Here is a 14611-nt window from a genome sequence, read left to right as displayed (position 1 = left end):
ACCGGCGCAGGTGCGGGCGTCGGCGTTGGGCACGCCGCAACGGCCGGAACCGGACCCGGGGGACGCACCCCCGGCCTCAACGGCACCACCACCCCCGGCGCCACCACCGGCACAGGCACAGCAGCAGGAACCGGTGCCGGGGCACGCGGGGGCACCATGGCCGCCGGCATGCCCATGGGCGGAGGCGGCGCAGCCGCAGGTGGCAAACAAGATCAGCGCCGCCGGACCACCTTCGGCTACACCGTGCCCGACTTCACCGAACCTGACACCCCGGACCGCAACCACCCCGCACTCCAAGCAGGCTCACGCGACAACCTCCCCGTCCTCCCCCCACCACCCGACCACGACGAGGACCCCGACCGCTGGTAACAACGTCAAGCCGGCCCCAGGCCGGTACAGCCGCAGCAGCTCGGCAGGGTTGGCGCGCTAGATCCACCCCTGTTCACGGGCGTGACGGGCGGCGTCGTGCCGGGTGGTGGTGTGGGTCTTGCCGATGGCGCTGGACAGGTAGTTGCGCACGGTGCCGGGCGCCAGGTGGAGGATGCGGGAGATGTCGGAGGCGGAGTACCCGTCGCTGGCCACACGCAGGACGTCCTTCTCGCGCTCGGTGAGCGGGCAGTCGTCGATCAGGGCCTGGGCAGAGACGGTCGGGGCCACGTGACGCCCGCCGGCGGCGACGTGGGCGATCGCCTCGGCGATGGCGTCGGGTGCGGACTGCTTGCCGAGGAACCCGCGCACCCCCAACCGCAGGGCGCTGCGAAGCATCCCCGGGCGGGCGTGCCGGGTGAGCATGAGCACGGGCTGGTCGGGGTGCTCGGCCAGGACGGCACCGGCGACGTCGAGCCCGTCGAGGCCGGGCATCTCGAGGTCCAGCACGAGCACGTCGGGCTGGTGCTCCGCGAACGCGGCGAGGGCCTGGTGCCCGTCGGACGCCTCGGCGACCACCGTGATGTCGCCCTCGAGCGGGAGCAGGGTGGCGAGGGCGGTGCGGATGAGGCCTTCGTCGTCGGCCAGCACGACCCTGATCGTCATGTGCGGGCCCCACGCAGCCCGAGGTCGAGCGTGAACGAGTCGCCGTCGTGGGACACGTCCAGCACGCCGCCGGACCGTGCGACCCGTTCGCGCAGCACCGCAAGGCCTCGCTCGCGGCGCGCCGTGCCAGCCGCGCCGTCGTTGCTGATCGTGAGTGCGCCGTCCGCGATCGTGATGGCGACCGTGCGGGCCGCGGGGTGGCGCAGGATGTTGGTGGTGGCCTCGCGCAGCACGAGCGCGAAGATCTCCTCGTCGGCCGTGTGGTGCGGCACCTCGCCGTGGACGTCCACCCCGATGCCGGCCGCCGTCAACAGCTCTGTCGCGTTGGCCAGCTCGGACCGGAAAGCCAACCGGCGGGTGGAGTTGACCAGGTGCTGGGCCTGGTCGATGGTCTCGCCGGTGAGCCGTTCGATCTCGCGGAGCTCGGCCGCGACCCGCTCAGGGTCCACGTGCTGCAGGCGCGCCGCGACGGCTGCCTTGAGCTTGATGACGTGGAGCGTGTGGCCCTGGATGTCGTGGAGGTCCGCGGCGAACCGCATGCGCTCCTTGACCACCGCCAGCTCGGCCGCGGTGGCGCGCATCGCGTCCAGCTCGGTGAACAACCGCCACGCGACGTCGTTGAGCCAGAACGTCCCGACGAGGATCCCGGCGTAGAGCAACGCCCCCGCCACGTAGCCCACCGTCGACCCCGCGGCACTCACGAGGTTCAGGAACGCCGTCGCGACGATCATGACGACGACGGCGAGCGCCCAGACGCCACGTGAGCGTGACCGTGTGGCCACCAGGACGGCGCCGATGGTGGCGACCGGGACGACCGCCGGGACGTCGATCCCTACGAGCACCGCGGCGACCCACGTGCCCTGCGCCAGGGCCAGCGCGGCGATCAGCGCCGACAGGCGAGGTGGGTCGTGCCACCTGCCCGCGACCCACACCGCCACACCCAGGCTGGGCGCCACCACGACGGGGTGCCACCACACCCCTGCGGAGACGATGAGGCCGAACCCACCGACGAAGGCGACGGTCCCCCTCACCACCGCGGTGGTGATGCTGCGCATGCGCGTGAGCGGGCGCACCTCCGTGACGGACATGGGCGGGGCGGGCTCCTCTCGCAACGGCCTGGTTGGGGTTTCCAGTGCATCCTCGCCCGCACCGACAGGAGAGCACCAGTGACGCCGTGTCACGCCCAGGTGGTGACCTGGCGGCACGTCAACCGTGGCGCGAACCGGGGAACGCTGATGCCGTCCACCTGCGCAGCGCCCTCCGGTCGAGGGCCGGCGGGCCTACTTCGAGTGTGAGGAACACACGTGCTCTTCGACGGGATCGGCGACTTCTTCATCCGGCTGCTGGCGTTCGTGGGGGACCTGGAGTCCTGGCAGCAGATCGGTGCTCTCCTTCTGGTGAGCGCCATCCCCTTCATCGAGTCCTACCTGGGCAGCTTCATGGGGATCCTCGTCGGGATCGAGCCCCTGGTGGCGGTCGCCGTGGCGTCCGTCGGCAACGCCGTCTCGACCTTCCTGCTGATCGCAGGGGCCGCCCGGGCCCGCGCTGCGGTGAGGAACGGGCGCGTGGACGCCGGTGCGCCGGCACCGTCCAAGCGCCGGCAGAAGGTCGCCCGGTACATGGAGCGGTTCGGCGTGCCCGGTGTGTCGTTGCTGGGGCCGCTGGCCCTGCCGAGCCAGTTCACCGGGCCCACGATGGTCGCGATCGGTGCGTCGGCCCGCAGCGTGTACGTGTGGATGGGGGTCTCGATCATCGCCTGGGGTGTCCTGTTCGGGTTCTTCAGCCACCTGGCTGTCCGGTGGTTCGGCTGAAGGAGCAGCACGCCGGCGACCTGCGCACGCCCCTCACGTCCAGCGGAACAGCCGGGCCGCGAGCCCACCGGTCACCGCGGCCCACCCGCCGAGCACGGCCAGGTCCCGGCCCTGGGGGGCCTCCCCCGCCCATGTCGCGGCGAGCGCCTCGGTGCCTGCCCCGTAGGGGAGCAGCTCGCCGATGGTCCGCAGCACGGTGGGGAGCTCGGCGGTCGGCCCGAAGCCACCACCGACTGCCAGCATGGCGAAGAAGGCGACGAGCCCGAGTGCGAGCCCGGCGTTCACCGTGGGGGCCACGGCGGCGATGAGGGTGCCGATGCCGTACATCGCGGCGATCAGCAGTGTCCCGGTCAGCAGCGCCCACGGGAGGTGCTGGGGCAGGGTGACGCCGAAGAACGCGGCGCCGACGGCCATCATGAGGCCGACGCCCAGCAGCACCTGGGCCAGGCTGACGAGCATCTGCGCGGTCAGGATCATGACGGGCCGTGCGGGGGTGACGGCCAGGCCGCGCAGGATCCCGTACTTGCGGTACGTCGCCAGGAACGAGGGCATGTTCACCACCCCGATGAGCGCGACGACCATGGTGAGGGTCAGGGGCATGATGATGCCGTTCATGACGGTGACGCCGCTCGGCAGCTGCTGCTGGCCGCTGGCACCCAGTCCGTTCATGACCATGAGCAGTGCCGGGAAGCCGATCGGGACGATCAGCCCGGACGTGTCGCGGACCACCATGCGGGTCTCGGTGAGGAGCAGGTGGCCCCAGGCGGTGGCCGGCAGACGGCGGGCCGGGGGCAGGGTCAGGGTGTCGGCGGTGCTCACTTGGCCTCCTTCGGTGGTTCCGGTTCGCCGAGCTCGTAGCCGGTGAGCTGCAGGAACGCGTCGTCGAGCGTGGCGGTGCGGGTGCGGAAGTCGGTCGCGGGGATCGCGTGCTGCATGAGGGTCTGGGTGACGGCGGTGACGAGGTTCCCGGGGCCGGCGACCCGGACGTGCTCGCCGTCGACGCTGACCTCGTCGACGCCGGGCAGGTCGGTGAGGATCGTGGGCTGCAGCGGGGCGTGCACCCGGAACGTCACCGCGTCGGCCCCGTCCACGCGTGCGATCAGGCCGGCGGGGGTGTCGAGGGCGACGACCTTGCCGGCGTCGATGACGGCGATCCTGTCCGACAGCCGCTCGGCCTCCTCCATGACGTGGCTGACCAGGAGGACCGCGATGCCGTCGTCGCGCATCTCTTCGATGAGCCCCCACATCCCGCGCCTGGCGGCGGGGTCCAGGCCGGTGGTGAGCTCGTCGAGCACCGCGAGCCGGGGTCTGCCGACCAGGGCCAGGGCGATGCTGAGCCGTTGGAGCTGCCCACCCGACAGGTTCTCGGCACGGGTGTCGCGCGCCTCGGTGAGCCCGAGCCGCTCGACCAGCGCGTCGGGGTCCAGCCCGTCGCGGTAGAACGACCGGTACATGTGCACCAGCTCGGTGACGGTGAGGCTCATGTGGACGTGGGTCCGTTGCAGCTGCACGCCGATGACCTGCTGGACGCGTGCACGCTCGGCCCGCGGGTCGACGCCCAGCACCCGCACCCGGCCACCGTCGGGCCGGCGCAGGCCGATGCCGCACTCGACAGTGGTGGTCTTCCCGGCGCCGTTGCGTCCCAGCACCCCGACGATCTCCCCCGGGTCGACGGTGAGGCTCACCCCGTCGACGACGGCGCGGCCGCCGTACACCTTGCGCAGGTCCTCGATCTCCAGCACAGCCATCACATCCCCTTCCTCCGACGTCACGTCCGACGCTAGGGAGCGGGCACGGCCCGGCGGATCTGCCGGAGGTCACCACCTGGACCCGTGACGTGTGGCACCTGACCTGGGGTGGTCTGTCTCCGTAGGGTCGGTTCCCATGGAACGCACGGGACCGGCCCAGGTGGGTGCCGGCATCGCGATGCTCGGGCTGTGCCTGGTGATCGGTGGTGTCGAGGGTGGTTCGCTCGTCACCGGCGGGGTGGGCACGGCGTACCTGGCCGTGTGGGTGGTGGTGTTCGTGACCTACCTGGCCGCGACGACGTACGCCTCGGTCCGCCGCACCCCGGAGGGCGCCACGGGCCGGTGGGCGCTGGTCGCGCCGTCGGTGCTGGCGGCGGGCGTGCTGGTGCTCCTGTCCCCCAACCGTGGTGGGTTGGTGCTGATCCTCGTGGTCGTGGCTGCGGCGATGTCGGCCCTGCACCTGGACCTGCGTGGGGTGGCCGCGGTCATCGCGTGGAACTCCGTGGTGGTGGCGTCGTCGTCGGCCGCGGTCGGGCCCCTGGTGCCGGACCCGAACCCGCCGGCCGAGGTCGCGCTCGTCACCGTCCTGTACGCCCTGCTCCAGGCGGGGAGCGCGGCGATGATGTGGGCCCAGCAGCGCATCTCGCGGGCCCTGCAGGACGTGACCGTCGCCCACGTCGAGCTGCGCAGCACCAGTGCGTTGCTCGCCGAGTCCAGCCAGGCCCAGGAGCGGTTGCGGATCTCCCGGGAGCTGCACGACGTCCTGGGTCACCAGCTGACGGTCCTCGCGGTCGAGCTCGAGGTCGCCTCCCACAAGACCGACGGGCCGGCCCGTGAGCACGTGCTGCGCGCCCGGGGCCTGGCCAAGGATCTGCTGTCGGACGTGCGGGCCGCGGTGGGCACCGAGCGGGGTCGGTCCTTCGACCTGCCCGGCGCCCTGGCGCGCGTCGTGGACGGGGTGCCCCACCCGCAGGTGCACCTCGAGCTGGACCCCGGGGTGCGCATCGACGACGACGGTGCCGCGACGCTTGTCCGGGTCGCCCAGGAGGTCACCACCAACACGATCCGTCACGCCGAGGCCAACCACCTGTGGCTGACGGTCACCGCCGAGGACGGCGTGGTGCGGTTCACCGCGCGTGACGACGGGACGGGGGCCCGGCGCGTCGTCCCCGGAAACGGGCTCGACGGGGTGCGTGAACGGATCGAGTCGCGGGGTGGCCGGTTGCGGTTGGACGGGTCGGACGGGTTCCGCGTGGACGCCGAGCTGCCCACCGCTGCGGGGGCGCTGCTGTGATCCGGGTGTGCATCGCCGATGACCAGACCCTCATGCGTCAGGGCCTGGCGAGCCTGCTGGCGATCAGCGACCAGATCGACGTGGTCGCCCACGCCGCCGACGGGGACGAGGCACTGGACCGGGTGGCCGAGCACCGGCCGGACGTGCTGCTGCTGGACCTGCGGATGCCCGGCCGGGACGGCATCGCGACCCTGGAGGCCCTGCACGCACGCCAGGACCCCACACCCGTGCTGGTGCTCACGACGTTCGACGACGACGAGCTGGTGCTGCGGGCGCTGCGTGCCGGCGCCAAGGGGTACCTGCTCAAGGACGTCGCCCTGGACGAGCTGGTCGGGGCGATCCGTGCCCTGGCCGGCGGCGGCACGTTCGTGCAACCGGCGCTCACCGCGCGCCTGCTGCGCACCGTGGAGTCCCGCCCGGTTCCCGACGACTTCGAGCACCTGCCCGACCCCGAGCCGTTGACCCCGCGGGAGACGGAGGTGCTGCGGCTGCTCGCCGGTGGCTACACCAACCGTGAGATCGGTGAGGCGCTGTTCCTGGCCGAGGGCACGGTCAAGAACCACATCTCGACGGTGCTGGCGAAGCTGGGCGTCAAGGACCGCACCCGGGCGGTGCTGCGTGCCCTGCACCTGGGGATGCTCAGCCCACCGCCCTGACCGGCGTCGACGCGCCGGCACGGGGGCGGGGTGCGGTTCAGGCTGCGGCGCGTCCCAGCGACCGCAGGACGCCCCGCGCGGCGACGCGCCCGGCACGGTTGGCGCCGATGGTGCTGGCGCTCGGCCCGTACCCGACCAGCTGCACGCGCCGGTCGCGCACCGCGGTGGTGCCGTCCAGCTGGATGCCGCCCTCGGGGGTGCGCAGGCCCAGGGGCCCCAGGTGCCCGACGTCGGGCCTGAACCCCGTGGCCCACAGGATCACGTCCGCCGGTTGCCGCGTCCCGTCCGCCCAGACGACGCCGTCCGGTTCGACCCGCTCGAACATGGGCAGCCGCCGGTAGACGCCTCGCTGGGCGGCGGCGTGCTCCTGCTCCCGCAGCATCAACCCGGTCACGCTCACCACGCTCTGCGGCGGCAGGCCCCGCCGCACCCGGTCCTGGACCAGTGCGACGGCAGCGCGCCCCTCGGCGGGGGTGAACGGGGTGGTGCGCCACACCGGTTCACGGCGCGTCACCCACGTGGTGGTGGCGACCTCGCTGACCTCGGCGAGGATCTGCACCGCCGACAACCCACCACCGACCACCACCACGTGCAGGCCCGCGAACTCCTCCGGCCCGCGGTAGCCCTGCGTGTGCAGCTGCCGCCCGGTGAACGTCCCGGCACCCGGGTAGTGGGGCACGAACGGCCTCTCCCACGTGCCCGTCGCGTTGACCAGCGTGCGCGTGCGCCACGAGCGACCCGCACCCGTGACGTGCAGCAGGTCACCGTCGCCGGCGACACGCTCGACCCGCACCGGCCGCAGCACGGGCAACCCGAACCGGTCCTCGTAGTCGCCGAACACCGCGGGCACGACCACGTTGGCGCGCTCACCCGAGGTGGGGGGCGCGTCGTCGTCGGGCAGGGCCGCGACACCGTGGACATCAGCCATGGTCAACGTGTCCCACCGGTGCTGCCACGCCCCACCGGGTGCGGCGTTCGCGTCCAGGACGACGACGTCCTCCCACGCACGCAGACCCATCCGCAGCAGGTGGTGCGCCGCGGACAGGCCAGCCTGACCGGCCCCCACGACGACGGACTGCAGCACGGGCTCCACACCCGCACAACACCGCAAGGCACCGAAGGCTTCCGCCTGGGGATCTCTGTGCGTCTCAGTCGAGGTCGAGGGGGTCGACGTCGATTCCGAGGGCGTCCAGGTCGTCCGGGGACACGGGCAGGCAGGGGCCGAGCACCCGCACCAGCAGCATGGTGTCGTCGGTGAAGGCGGACATCGTCAGGTCGGCGTCCGGCAAGGTCCCACGCACCTCACGACGGTCCTCCCAGTCGCCGGTGTCGAGCACCTCGAACGCCATCTCTTCGGTGAGTGAGGTGCTGATCCCGTCGAGGGTGGTCGTCGGTGCCTCACCGTCGAGCCGGACGTTGACGACGTACTGCCGGGCGTGGCCGTCGTCGGTGCAGGTGGTCCACCGGCCTGAGGACCCGGTCGTTGAGAGGTCATGCGTGGTGACGAGCCGGACGACGTCCTCGGCGGTGTGGCGTGTCGTCTCGCGGCTGTGCAGGCGGCGCCGGAGTGCTCACCGTGGGGGTCGGCCCTGGGTGATCTGTCGCAGGTAGTCGGCGAACTGCTGCCACCGTCCCCGTGCCTCGGTGAGGTCGGTCGCCGGGATGTGGGCGTCCAGCTCGTCGCGCAGGCGCCGTTGCTGGAGCTCGGCGCGCAGCTGCGCCAGGGAGGTCTCCGCCTCGGTGAGGAACGCCTCGATCTCTGCCGTGGACAGGCCCTCGACGGGCGTCAGACCGGGGTCCGGCTCGTCCGGCTCGTCGGGGATGGGCAAGGTCACGAGACACCTCCGGTGACGACCAGCAGGACCACGGCTCCGGGAAGAACGAGGAACACCCCCAGGACCCACACGACCACCACCCACGGCCGGGTCACCGCCTGCTCGGCCAACCATGTCGCACCGCGCAACGGGACCTGCCGCAGGAACGGCAGGACGAAGATCACGAGGGTGGCGGTGAGGTTGAACCCGAGGTGCACCAGGGCGATCTTCGTCGCCTCGGCCTGGTTCTGCGACGCACCCAGCGACGCCAGGATGGCCGTGAACGTCGTCCCCACGTTCGCCCCCACCGTGTACGGGTAGATCTGGCGCAGGGACACCGCACCGGACCCCGCCAACGGGATCATCATGCTGGTGGTCACCGACGACGACTGCGCCAGGACCGTGACCCCGGCGCCCGCGGCGATGCCGCTGACCGGCCCACGACCCATGGTGGCGTGCAGGACCCGTCTGGCACGGCCGACCATCAGCTGCCCCAGGAGCTTCCCGAGCACCCGGACCGAGGCGAGGATGCCGACGACGCCGACCACCGCCAGCACGATCCCTTCGACCACGTCGTTGGGGGTCGTGGCGGCGACGGCACCGGTGAGGGTGGTGAGCAGCGGGGCGGTGAGGGCGTCGAGCACGTCGAACTGGCTCGGGTCCGCTCCGTCGGCTCCGCGCAGGGCGTCGGCCAGCGCCCCGGCGGTCCGGGCCAGGAACCCGGTTGCCAGCTCCAGCGGGAGGATCAGGGCGATCGCGAGCAGGTTGAAGACGTCGTGCACGGTGGCGGCGGCGAAGGACCGTCGGAAGGCGTCCTTCTTCCCGGCGTTGGCGAGGCTGGCGAGGGTGTTGGTGATCGTGGTGCCGACGTTGGCCCCCATGATCATGGGCACCGCGATCTGCGCCGGTAGCCCTCCTGCGACCAGCCCGACGGTGATCGCGGTGGTGGTCGAGGACGACTGCATCAGCACCGTTCCCAGGATGCCGACGGCCAACCCCACGAGCGGGTTGGTGGCGAACTCGAACATCTCTTCGGCCTGGTCCCCGGTGATCAGCGCGAACCCGTCACCGATGACGTCGACGGCGCACACGAGCACGTAGAGCATGGCGAGTGCCCCGACCCAGCGGAGGGCCTTGCCGCGGGCGTCGAGCCCCGGTTCCTGCCCGGTGTCCGCAGGAGGGGCGGGACCGGTCAGGCTGGTGCCTGCGCGCGGCGGCGCGGCGGCGGTTGGGTCGTGACTCATGCGTCCCCCTGGCTGGCGTGAATGCACTGACCGTGGCCTCACGCTAAGCCGCACGCACCGTCCCCGCGGCGCCCGGGACGGCCGGTGCGCCACAGTTCGCGCAACCGTCACCAGGTGTTGGCTGACCGGGCCCCGACGGGTGCCGCTCAGTCGGCGTGGTCGTGGGCGGCTCTGCTGGCCAGGACGTCGTCCATGTGGGTCTCTGCCCAGACCTTCAACGTGCCGACGGCCTGGTGCAGCGAGAGCCCGAGGTCGGTCAGCGCGTAGGTGACGGTCACCGGGACGGTCGGGGTGACGGTGCGGGTGACCAGTCCGTCACGCTCGAGGGTGCGCAGGGTCTGGGTGAGCATCTTCTGGCTGACGCCCGCGAGCTGTCGGGCCAGCTCGGAGTAGCGCAGGGGACGTGGCCCGTCGTCGTCCGGGGCGTGCGTCCCGGCGAGTGCGCACAGCACGAGCGTCACCCACTTGTCGGCGATGCGGTCGAGCAGTTGCCGGCTGGGGCAGGCCGCCAGGGACGCGTCGTAGGCGACCTTGGCCTGCTCGCGGCGCTGCGATGCCGTCGACGTCATGAGGGTTCCTCCTGGTTCCTTACGCACTCTCAGGTGCCTACTTCCCGTTGGTGCGTGACCGTCCCATCCTGGTGCCGCGCCCGTTCCCGGCGCAACGACCCGACCTGGAGGGACGCACCATGACCACGACGACCTCGACCACGCTCCCCGGCGGCACCTGGACCCTGGGCGACCTGACCGTCACCCGGTTCGGGTACGGCGCCATGCAGCTCACCGGCCCGGGCGTCATGGGCCCACCCGCAGACCGTGACGGGGCGCTCGCCGTGCTGCGTGAGGCCGTCCGCCTGGGCATCACACACATCGACACCGCCGACGCCTACGGCCCGCGCGTGACCAACGAGCTCATCCGCGAGGCGTTGCACCCCTACCCGGCCACGGTGCACGTCGTCACCAAGGTCGGTGCCACACGTGACGCCGACGGCGGCTGGCCCCCGGCCCGCCGCCCGGACGACCTGCGACGCGCAGTGGACGACAACCTCGACTCCCTCGGGCTGGACGTCCTGGACGTCGTCAACCTGCGCCTGGGGGACGCGACCGGACCCCAGCCCGGCTCCCTCGCCACGGCGTTCGAGACGCTCGTCGACCTGCAGGGCCAGGGACTGATCCGTCACCTGGGTGTCAGCAACGCCACCCGCGAGCAGGTCGCCGAGGCGCGCGCGATCGCACCGGTCGTGTGCGTGCAGAACATGTACAACCTGGCCGTGCGGCACGACGACGACCTGGTCGACGAGCTCGCGGCCGACGGCATCGCCTACGTCCCCTTCTTCCCCCTAGGCGGGTTCAGCCCCCTCCAGTCGGCTGCCCTGACGGCGGTCGCTGAACGACTCGGGGCGACACCGATGTCCGTGGCACTGGCCTGGTTGCTGCAACGCTCACCGAACATCCTGCTGATCCCCGGCACACGCTCGCTCACCCACCTGCACGAGAACGTCGCCGGGGCCGGCCTGACGCTGTCCGCCGCCGACCTTGCGGCGCTTGACGGGATCGGGCGGTGAGGTGTGGCGGCGGCTCACTGCTACCGGGGTGGCAGGTCGCGTGCAGCACGATCGTGGGCTGTCTGGATACCCACGCGGACCACGGAGGGAACCTCGCAGGCTGAGTCGCTCGACCTCACGAGTCTCTGTCGCATGAGTCACGGGTGCGGCAGACTCTTCCTCATGACTCAGACGTCGCCCGGGCTCACCGCGCCGCGCACGGCGGCGCAACGCCCCAGTGCCGCGACCCTCGTGGGCGGTGTGGGCGCGCTCGTCCTCGCCGGCTGGGCCTGGTTCGCCCTGCACTGGGCAACCCCGGCCGACGGCATCTGCCTCGCCATCTGGCCCGCACCCGCAGGGTGCGCCCCGGAGCGCGTCGGTGCCGCCTGGGCGTTGACCGCCGCACTCACCGCAGGAGTCCTCGCAGCCGTGCTCCTCGCCCGCCGGATCACCGGCCGGCGATCCGTCACGGTAGGCACCAGCGCCGTAACCCTGCTCGCGATGGCTGCCATCGCGGCGTCGATCCTGCGCTTCATGCCCTGGTAGCGCTCAGCGACCGACGTTCAGGTCAGCAGTGGGCCGACAAGGCCGCGCAGGGCTACGGCGTCGAGCCCCCCGACCACCCGCGCTTGACGGTCACGGAGGTGGTGGCCGGGTCCGCCATCGGCTCCGTCGGCTCAACCCGAGGCTGGTCGTGGCCGATCACAGAGCATGGGGCAACAGGAACGCTGGCGCGCACCGGACCGGTCGTTGCTGTCGCTGCTCGGTGGGCACGAGTTCGGCCGCCAGTCCCCACGCGGCGGCAGGCGTCGCACTCGACGCGGCGGTCGGTGCGACGCTCAGCGCAGAACCTCCCATAGGAGCTCAGGCACGGTGCGGGGCCGATCCAGGCGCGTGCGCCGGATAGCCGGCTCCCGGCGCCCTCACACGCGCACCCCGCGCACCCGACCTTGGACGACCGCGACGGCAGGGAACGCGGTCGGGTGGGTTGCAGGGTTGGTCGTGGCTGCGGCGTTCCTCATGCTGCGGTAGCCCGGCTGCCGCTCAGTTGCCTTCGTGGATCAGGCGGGTGCTGCCGAGAGCGACGACATCCGGGCATTGGGGCTTCCTCTCGGCGATGGGCGTGAACCTGTCGCGACGGTCAGACAGCCGCTAAATTCAAGGGCCTTCACCCCGCTCGGCGAACCGTGGCGCGCTCATCCCCTCGCCAGTTCCAGCATCTACCAACACGGCTATCTCCTCGGCGCAGCAAGGCAAGGCCGGCTGGTTGTCACCTATCCGCCAGCAGATTCTTGCCTCTCTGGACTAGAAGTGGAGCCACTCGGCGACTTGGCGCTCGTTCATCTCGCGACAAGGGGGGAGCACGAAAATCCGCGGGCGCCCGGTCCTCGAAACAATGAGGCTCAGTGCACCGAAGAGCGCAATGATGGCGGTCACCGTGTATATCGCGACAACTGTGGCACCACCTCCGCTGGAAGTGGCGGGTTCACTCTCTGCCGCCGCAGCGATCGGGAGCGCGGCGATCAAAGCAAAAAGCAATGCCGCAACGAACATTGATGACGGTATTGCGGAGCGAGCAATATTCAATGGCGACTGCCCGGTGATCCTGTGGATCACCTTGGCCCATCTTTCGACAAACCCCCTGTGTCGATCTGCGACTATCAGTCGATGAAGCGAGAAGATGACCGCAACAAGACCTAGGAGGCAGGCCGACCAAGGGACAAGTAGGCCCGCATGCAATAGCGATTCGATCATTTATGCCACCCTCTCCTGTGGCTAGTAGCATATCTTGTTCTGCGGCTAGGTGACCGCTTGATTCAGCGCCCGTGCCACGGTCGCTCTAGCGTGTACCACGCTGCACCGCCCGGCTCTTCCTTTTCCGCCGGTTCGGGGACCGAACACAGCCGGTGTCGAGCGCTCTCGATCATCGGGAGTTCAGCGGCGTCGCGCGCACTACCACCCCGACACCGAGTCGCTGCTGAGCATGGCCCGCGTCGTGGCAGGCGGACGTGCGCTGTCACCACTGGTGCGGGACGTGAGTGAGGATGAGGCCATGAGCGCCGCGCCCGGCCCGTCCGAACCCACCCGCACCCGCCGTTGGTTCACAGTCTCGGTCGTGGTCTTGGCCATCGCCGGGTTGGGGGTGTGGGGGTGGTCCCAGGACCGTGCTCAGGACCGGAGGCTCGAGCAGGAGGCGTCCGAGCCGACCGCCTGGCAGCTCCGCGAGCAGTGGGCAGAGGTCGCAGCCGAGTCCGCCCTCGTGGTCGGCCTTCCCCCCGAACCGGCCAAGGACGAGCAGCATCCACTGACCTGCGAACGCCCCGACGGGCGACAGGGCAGCAGCTTCTTCATCCCCTCCTACGAAGGTGACCCCGTCCCGGACAGCGCCGTGCAGGACCTCGTCCGGACGTGGCAGGCCCTGGGGTACACGGTGAGCTCCTCGGGAGAGCCAGGCTCCAGATCCATCGGGGTCACCGGTCCCGACGGGGCATACATGCTCTTCAGCGTCGGACCCCACGGGGCCGGACTCATGGGAGAGACCGGGTGCGCACCCGAACAGGGCGGCGCCTGACTAGTCCGCACCGGACCCGGCCCGTCCACACCGTCACCAGTACGCGGGCGACGGGCAACGGGCCCGCGAGAAGGTCACCCGAAGACGAGGCCGAAAAAGAATGCAGCGACGCTGAGCCCTCCCAGGACCGACCACACCAGATCGGTCGCGCGCGGCTGCGACCCCGCCCTGTACTGCCACCGGTCGGGACGACCGGCCTGATTCCACTCGTGGAAGTCCATGTTGACGAGGAAGCTTCGAGCGATCACCGGGCCGTCCAGACCCAGGATGAGACCAGATCCCACGAGGATGATCCCAGCGGCATTCGACAACCAGGGCGTCTCCGTCACGGAACCGACCAGATACAGCGCGACCGCGGGGAACGCAACGGCAAAGAATTGCAGAATGAGGGAGGAGTGGAGCATTCCCCTCCTCTCCAGTCGGACTCGAGGGTCTGGATCGACGCCCCACGCCTGACTCAGGAACTCGCTCGCCTCGTCACGCGCCGCTTCCCAGCGGCCGCCCGACGGCGGCTTGCGCGTGGGGGTCACCACGAATGTGAGTGACAGGACGACCGAGTAGACCTGGCCGAGCGGACTGTCAGAAGCGAGGGGGGCGTAGTCTCGCGAGCGCCTAGGCACAGTTGCCTGCTCCCGCCCACGGTGGGCCGTCACCAGTCGATTGGAGGTTGTTCTGCTCCGCGGCGCCGACTTCGCTGCCGCCGCGATCGGGAGTGGCTGTGTGCCGATGCACAGGCTCACGGCACGATGGGTCTGAGGGCGGACGTGTAGCGGGACCGCTCATCGCCCGCTGGTGCGCTCCGCCCGCTGCTTCTGGAAGAGCATCCCGATCACCATCCCCAGCACCAGGCCGCCTCCGATCTTGCGCCGTCTCGTCCCCGGCCTTGACTGCGGGACT

General features: G+C 71.1%; 16 protein-coding genes and 1 pseudogene. 7 read left to right on the top strand and 10 right to left on the bottom strand.

Translation table 11 applies throughout. From position 1 onward, the window contains the following. Positions 1-369 (top strand): annotated as a pseudogene (locus N869_RS18460) (hypothetical protein); the annotation flags it as partial. A 57-nt stretch (positions 370-426) separates the two neighbouring features. Here the strand turns inward: N869_RS18460 and N869_RS07805 are convergent. Both N869_RS07805 and N869_RS07800 read right to left on the bottom strand, forming a co-directional pair. Continuing rightward, positions 427-1032, bottom strand: coding sequence for a response regulator transcription factor (locus N869_RS07805; protein ID WP_035059928.1), 606 nt, complete (start codon positions 1030-1032; stop codon positions 427-429). Further along, positions 1029-2120 (bottom strand): sensor histidine kinase, encoded by a 1092-nt coding sequence (locus N869_RS07800; protein ID WP_035059927.1) that lies wholly within the window; start codon positions 2118-2120, stop codon positions 1029-1031. The genes N869_RS07805 and N869_RS07800 overlap by 4 nt, the downstream gene beginning before the upstream one ends. Positions 2121-2336: 216 nt before the next feature. Here N869_RS07800 and N869_RS07795 point away from each other — a divergent pair, with 216 nt between their 5' ends. Next, positions 2337-2843, top strand: a complete 507-nt coding sequence (locus tag N869_RS07795; RefSeq protein ID WP_052105233.1) for a hypothetical protein — start codon at positions 2337-2339, stop codon at positions 2841-2843. A gap of 33 nt (positions 2844-2876) precedes the next feature. Here N869_RS07795 and N869_RS07790 read toward each other — a convergent pair whose 3' ends face one another. Next, positions 2877-3662 carry an ABC transporter permease gene (locus N869_RS07790; protein WP_035059926.1) on the bottom strand — a complete coding sequence of 262 codons (786 nt, stop codon included), beginning with the start codon at positions 3660-3662 and terminating at the stop codon, positions 2877-2879. Next, complete coding sequence (locus tag N869_RS07785; protein ID WP_035059934.1) at positions 3659-4591, bottom strand: ABC transporter ATP-binding protein; 933 nt, start codon at positions 4589-4591, stop codon at positions 3659-3661. Before N869_RS07785 ends, N869_RS07790 begins: the two co-directional genes overlap by 4 nt. A gap of 136 nt (positions 4592-4727) precedes the next feature. Between N869_RS07785 and N869_RS07780 the strand changes: the two genes are divergently transcribed. Both N869_RS07780 and N869_RS07775 read left to right on the top strand, forming a co-directional pair. Beyond that, a complete protein-coding gene (locus N869_RS07780; RefSeq protein WP_035059925.1) occupies positions 4728-5885 on the top strand; it encodes a sensor histidine kinase in 1158 nt (385 codons plus the stop codon). Between the two features lie 5 nt (positions 5886-5890). Beyond that, complete coding sequence (locus N869_RS07775; protein WP_232229655.1) at positions 5891-6541, top strand: response regulator; 651 nt, start codon at positions 5891-5893, stop codon at positions 6539-6541. A 37-nt stretch (positions 6542-6578) separates the two neighbouring features. On the opposite strand, the gene N869_RS07770 is transcribed toward N869_RS07775, so the two are convergent. The 5 genes from N869_RS07770 to N869_RS07750 all read right to left on the bottom strand — a co-directional run bounded on the left by N869_RS07770 (position 6579) and on the right by N869_RS07750 (position 10168). Continuing rightward, entirely contained in the window at positions 6579-7625 is a 1047-nt protein-coding gene (locus tag N869_RS07770; RefSeq protein WP_035059932.1) for an FAD-dependent oxidoreductase, read from the bottom strand. Positions 7626-7689: 64 nt separating this feature from the next. Then, complete coding sequence (locus tag N869_RS07765) at positions 7690-7890, bottom strand: hypothetical protein (RefSeq protein ID WP_035059921.1); 201 nt, start codon at positions 7888-7890, stop codon at positions 7690-7692. Between the two features lie 222 nt (positions 7891-8112). Beyond that, a complete protein-coding gene (locus N869_RS07760) occupies positions 8113-8376 on the bottom strand; it encodes a hypothetical protein (RefSeq protein WP_035059919.1) in 264 nt (87 codons plus the stop codon). After that, entirely contained in the window at positions 8373-9599 is a 1227-nt protein-coding gene (locus N869_RS07755) for a Na/Pi symporter (protein WP_052105232.1), read from the bottom strand. Before N869_RS07755 ends, N869_RS07760 begins: the two co-directional genes overlap by 4 nt. A gap of 146 nt (positions 9600-9745) precedes the next feature. Continuing rightward, the gene (locus N869_RS07750) at positions 9746-10168 is read right to left on the bottom strand and encodes a winged helix-turn-helix transcriptional regulator (protein ID WP_035059917.1); all 423 of its coding nucleotides are present in this window, start codon (positions 10166-10168) and stop codon (positions 9746-9748) included. A 119-nt stretch (positions 10169-10287) separates the two neighbouring features. On the opposite strand from N869_RS07750, the gene N869_RS07745 reads away from it, so the two are divergent. The 3 genes from N869_RS07745 to N869_RS07735 all read left to right on the top strand — a co-directional run bounded on the left by N869_RS07745 (position 10288) and on the right by N869_RS07735 (position 13714). Beyond that, positions 10288-11163 carry an aldo/keto reductase family oxidoreductase gene (locus N869_RS07745; protein WP_035059929.1) on the top strand — a complete coding sequence of 292 codons (876 nt, stop codon included), beginning with the start codon at positions 10288-10290 and terminating at the stop codon, positions 11161-11163. Between the two features lie 162 nt (positions 11164-11325). Beyond that, positions 11326-11688: a hypothetical protein gene (locus N869_RS07740; RefSeq protein WP_156968425.1), complete on the top strand. Its 363-nt coding sequence runs from the start codon at positions 11326-11328 to the stop codon at positions 11686-11688. Positions 11689-13195: 1507 nt separating this feature from the next. After that, positions 13196-13714 (top strand): hypothetical protein, encoded by a 519-nt coding sequence (locus tag N869_RS07735; protein WP_156968424.1) that lies wholly within the window; start codon positions 13196-13198, stop codon positions 13712-13714. A 74-nt stretch (positions 13715-13788) separates the two neighbouring features. Here N869_RS07735 and N869_RS07730 read toward each other — a convergent pair whose 3' ends face one another. Further along, positions 13789-14118: a hypothetical protein gene (locus tag N869_RS07730; RefSeq protein ID WP_035059911.1), complete on the bottom strand. Its 330-nt coding sequence runs from the start codon at positions 14116-14118 to the stop codon at positions 13789-13791. Positions 14119-14611 lie beyond the last annotated feature (493 nt).

Origin of the sequence: Cellulomonas bogoriensis 69B4 = DSM 16987 (assembly GCF_000767165.1) — a bacterium.
GTDB classification, from domain to species: Bacteria; Actinomycetota; Actinomycetes; order Actinomycetales; family Cellulomonadaceae; genus Actinotalea; species Actinotalea bogoriensis.
The sequence above is the reverse complement of the archived record's forward strand: the minus strand, read 5'-3'. Positions and strand labels throughout refer to the sequence as shown.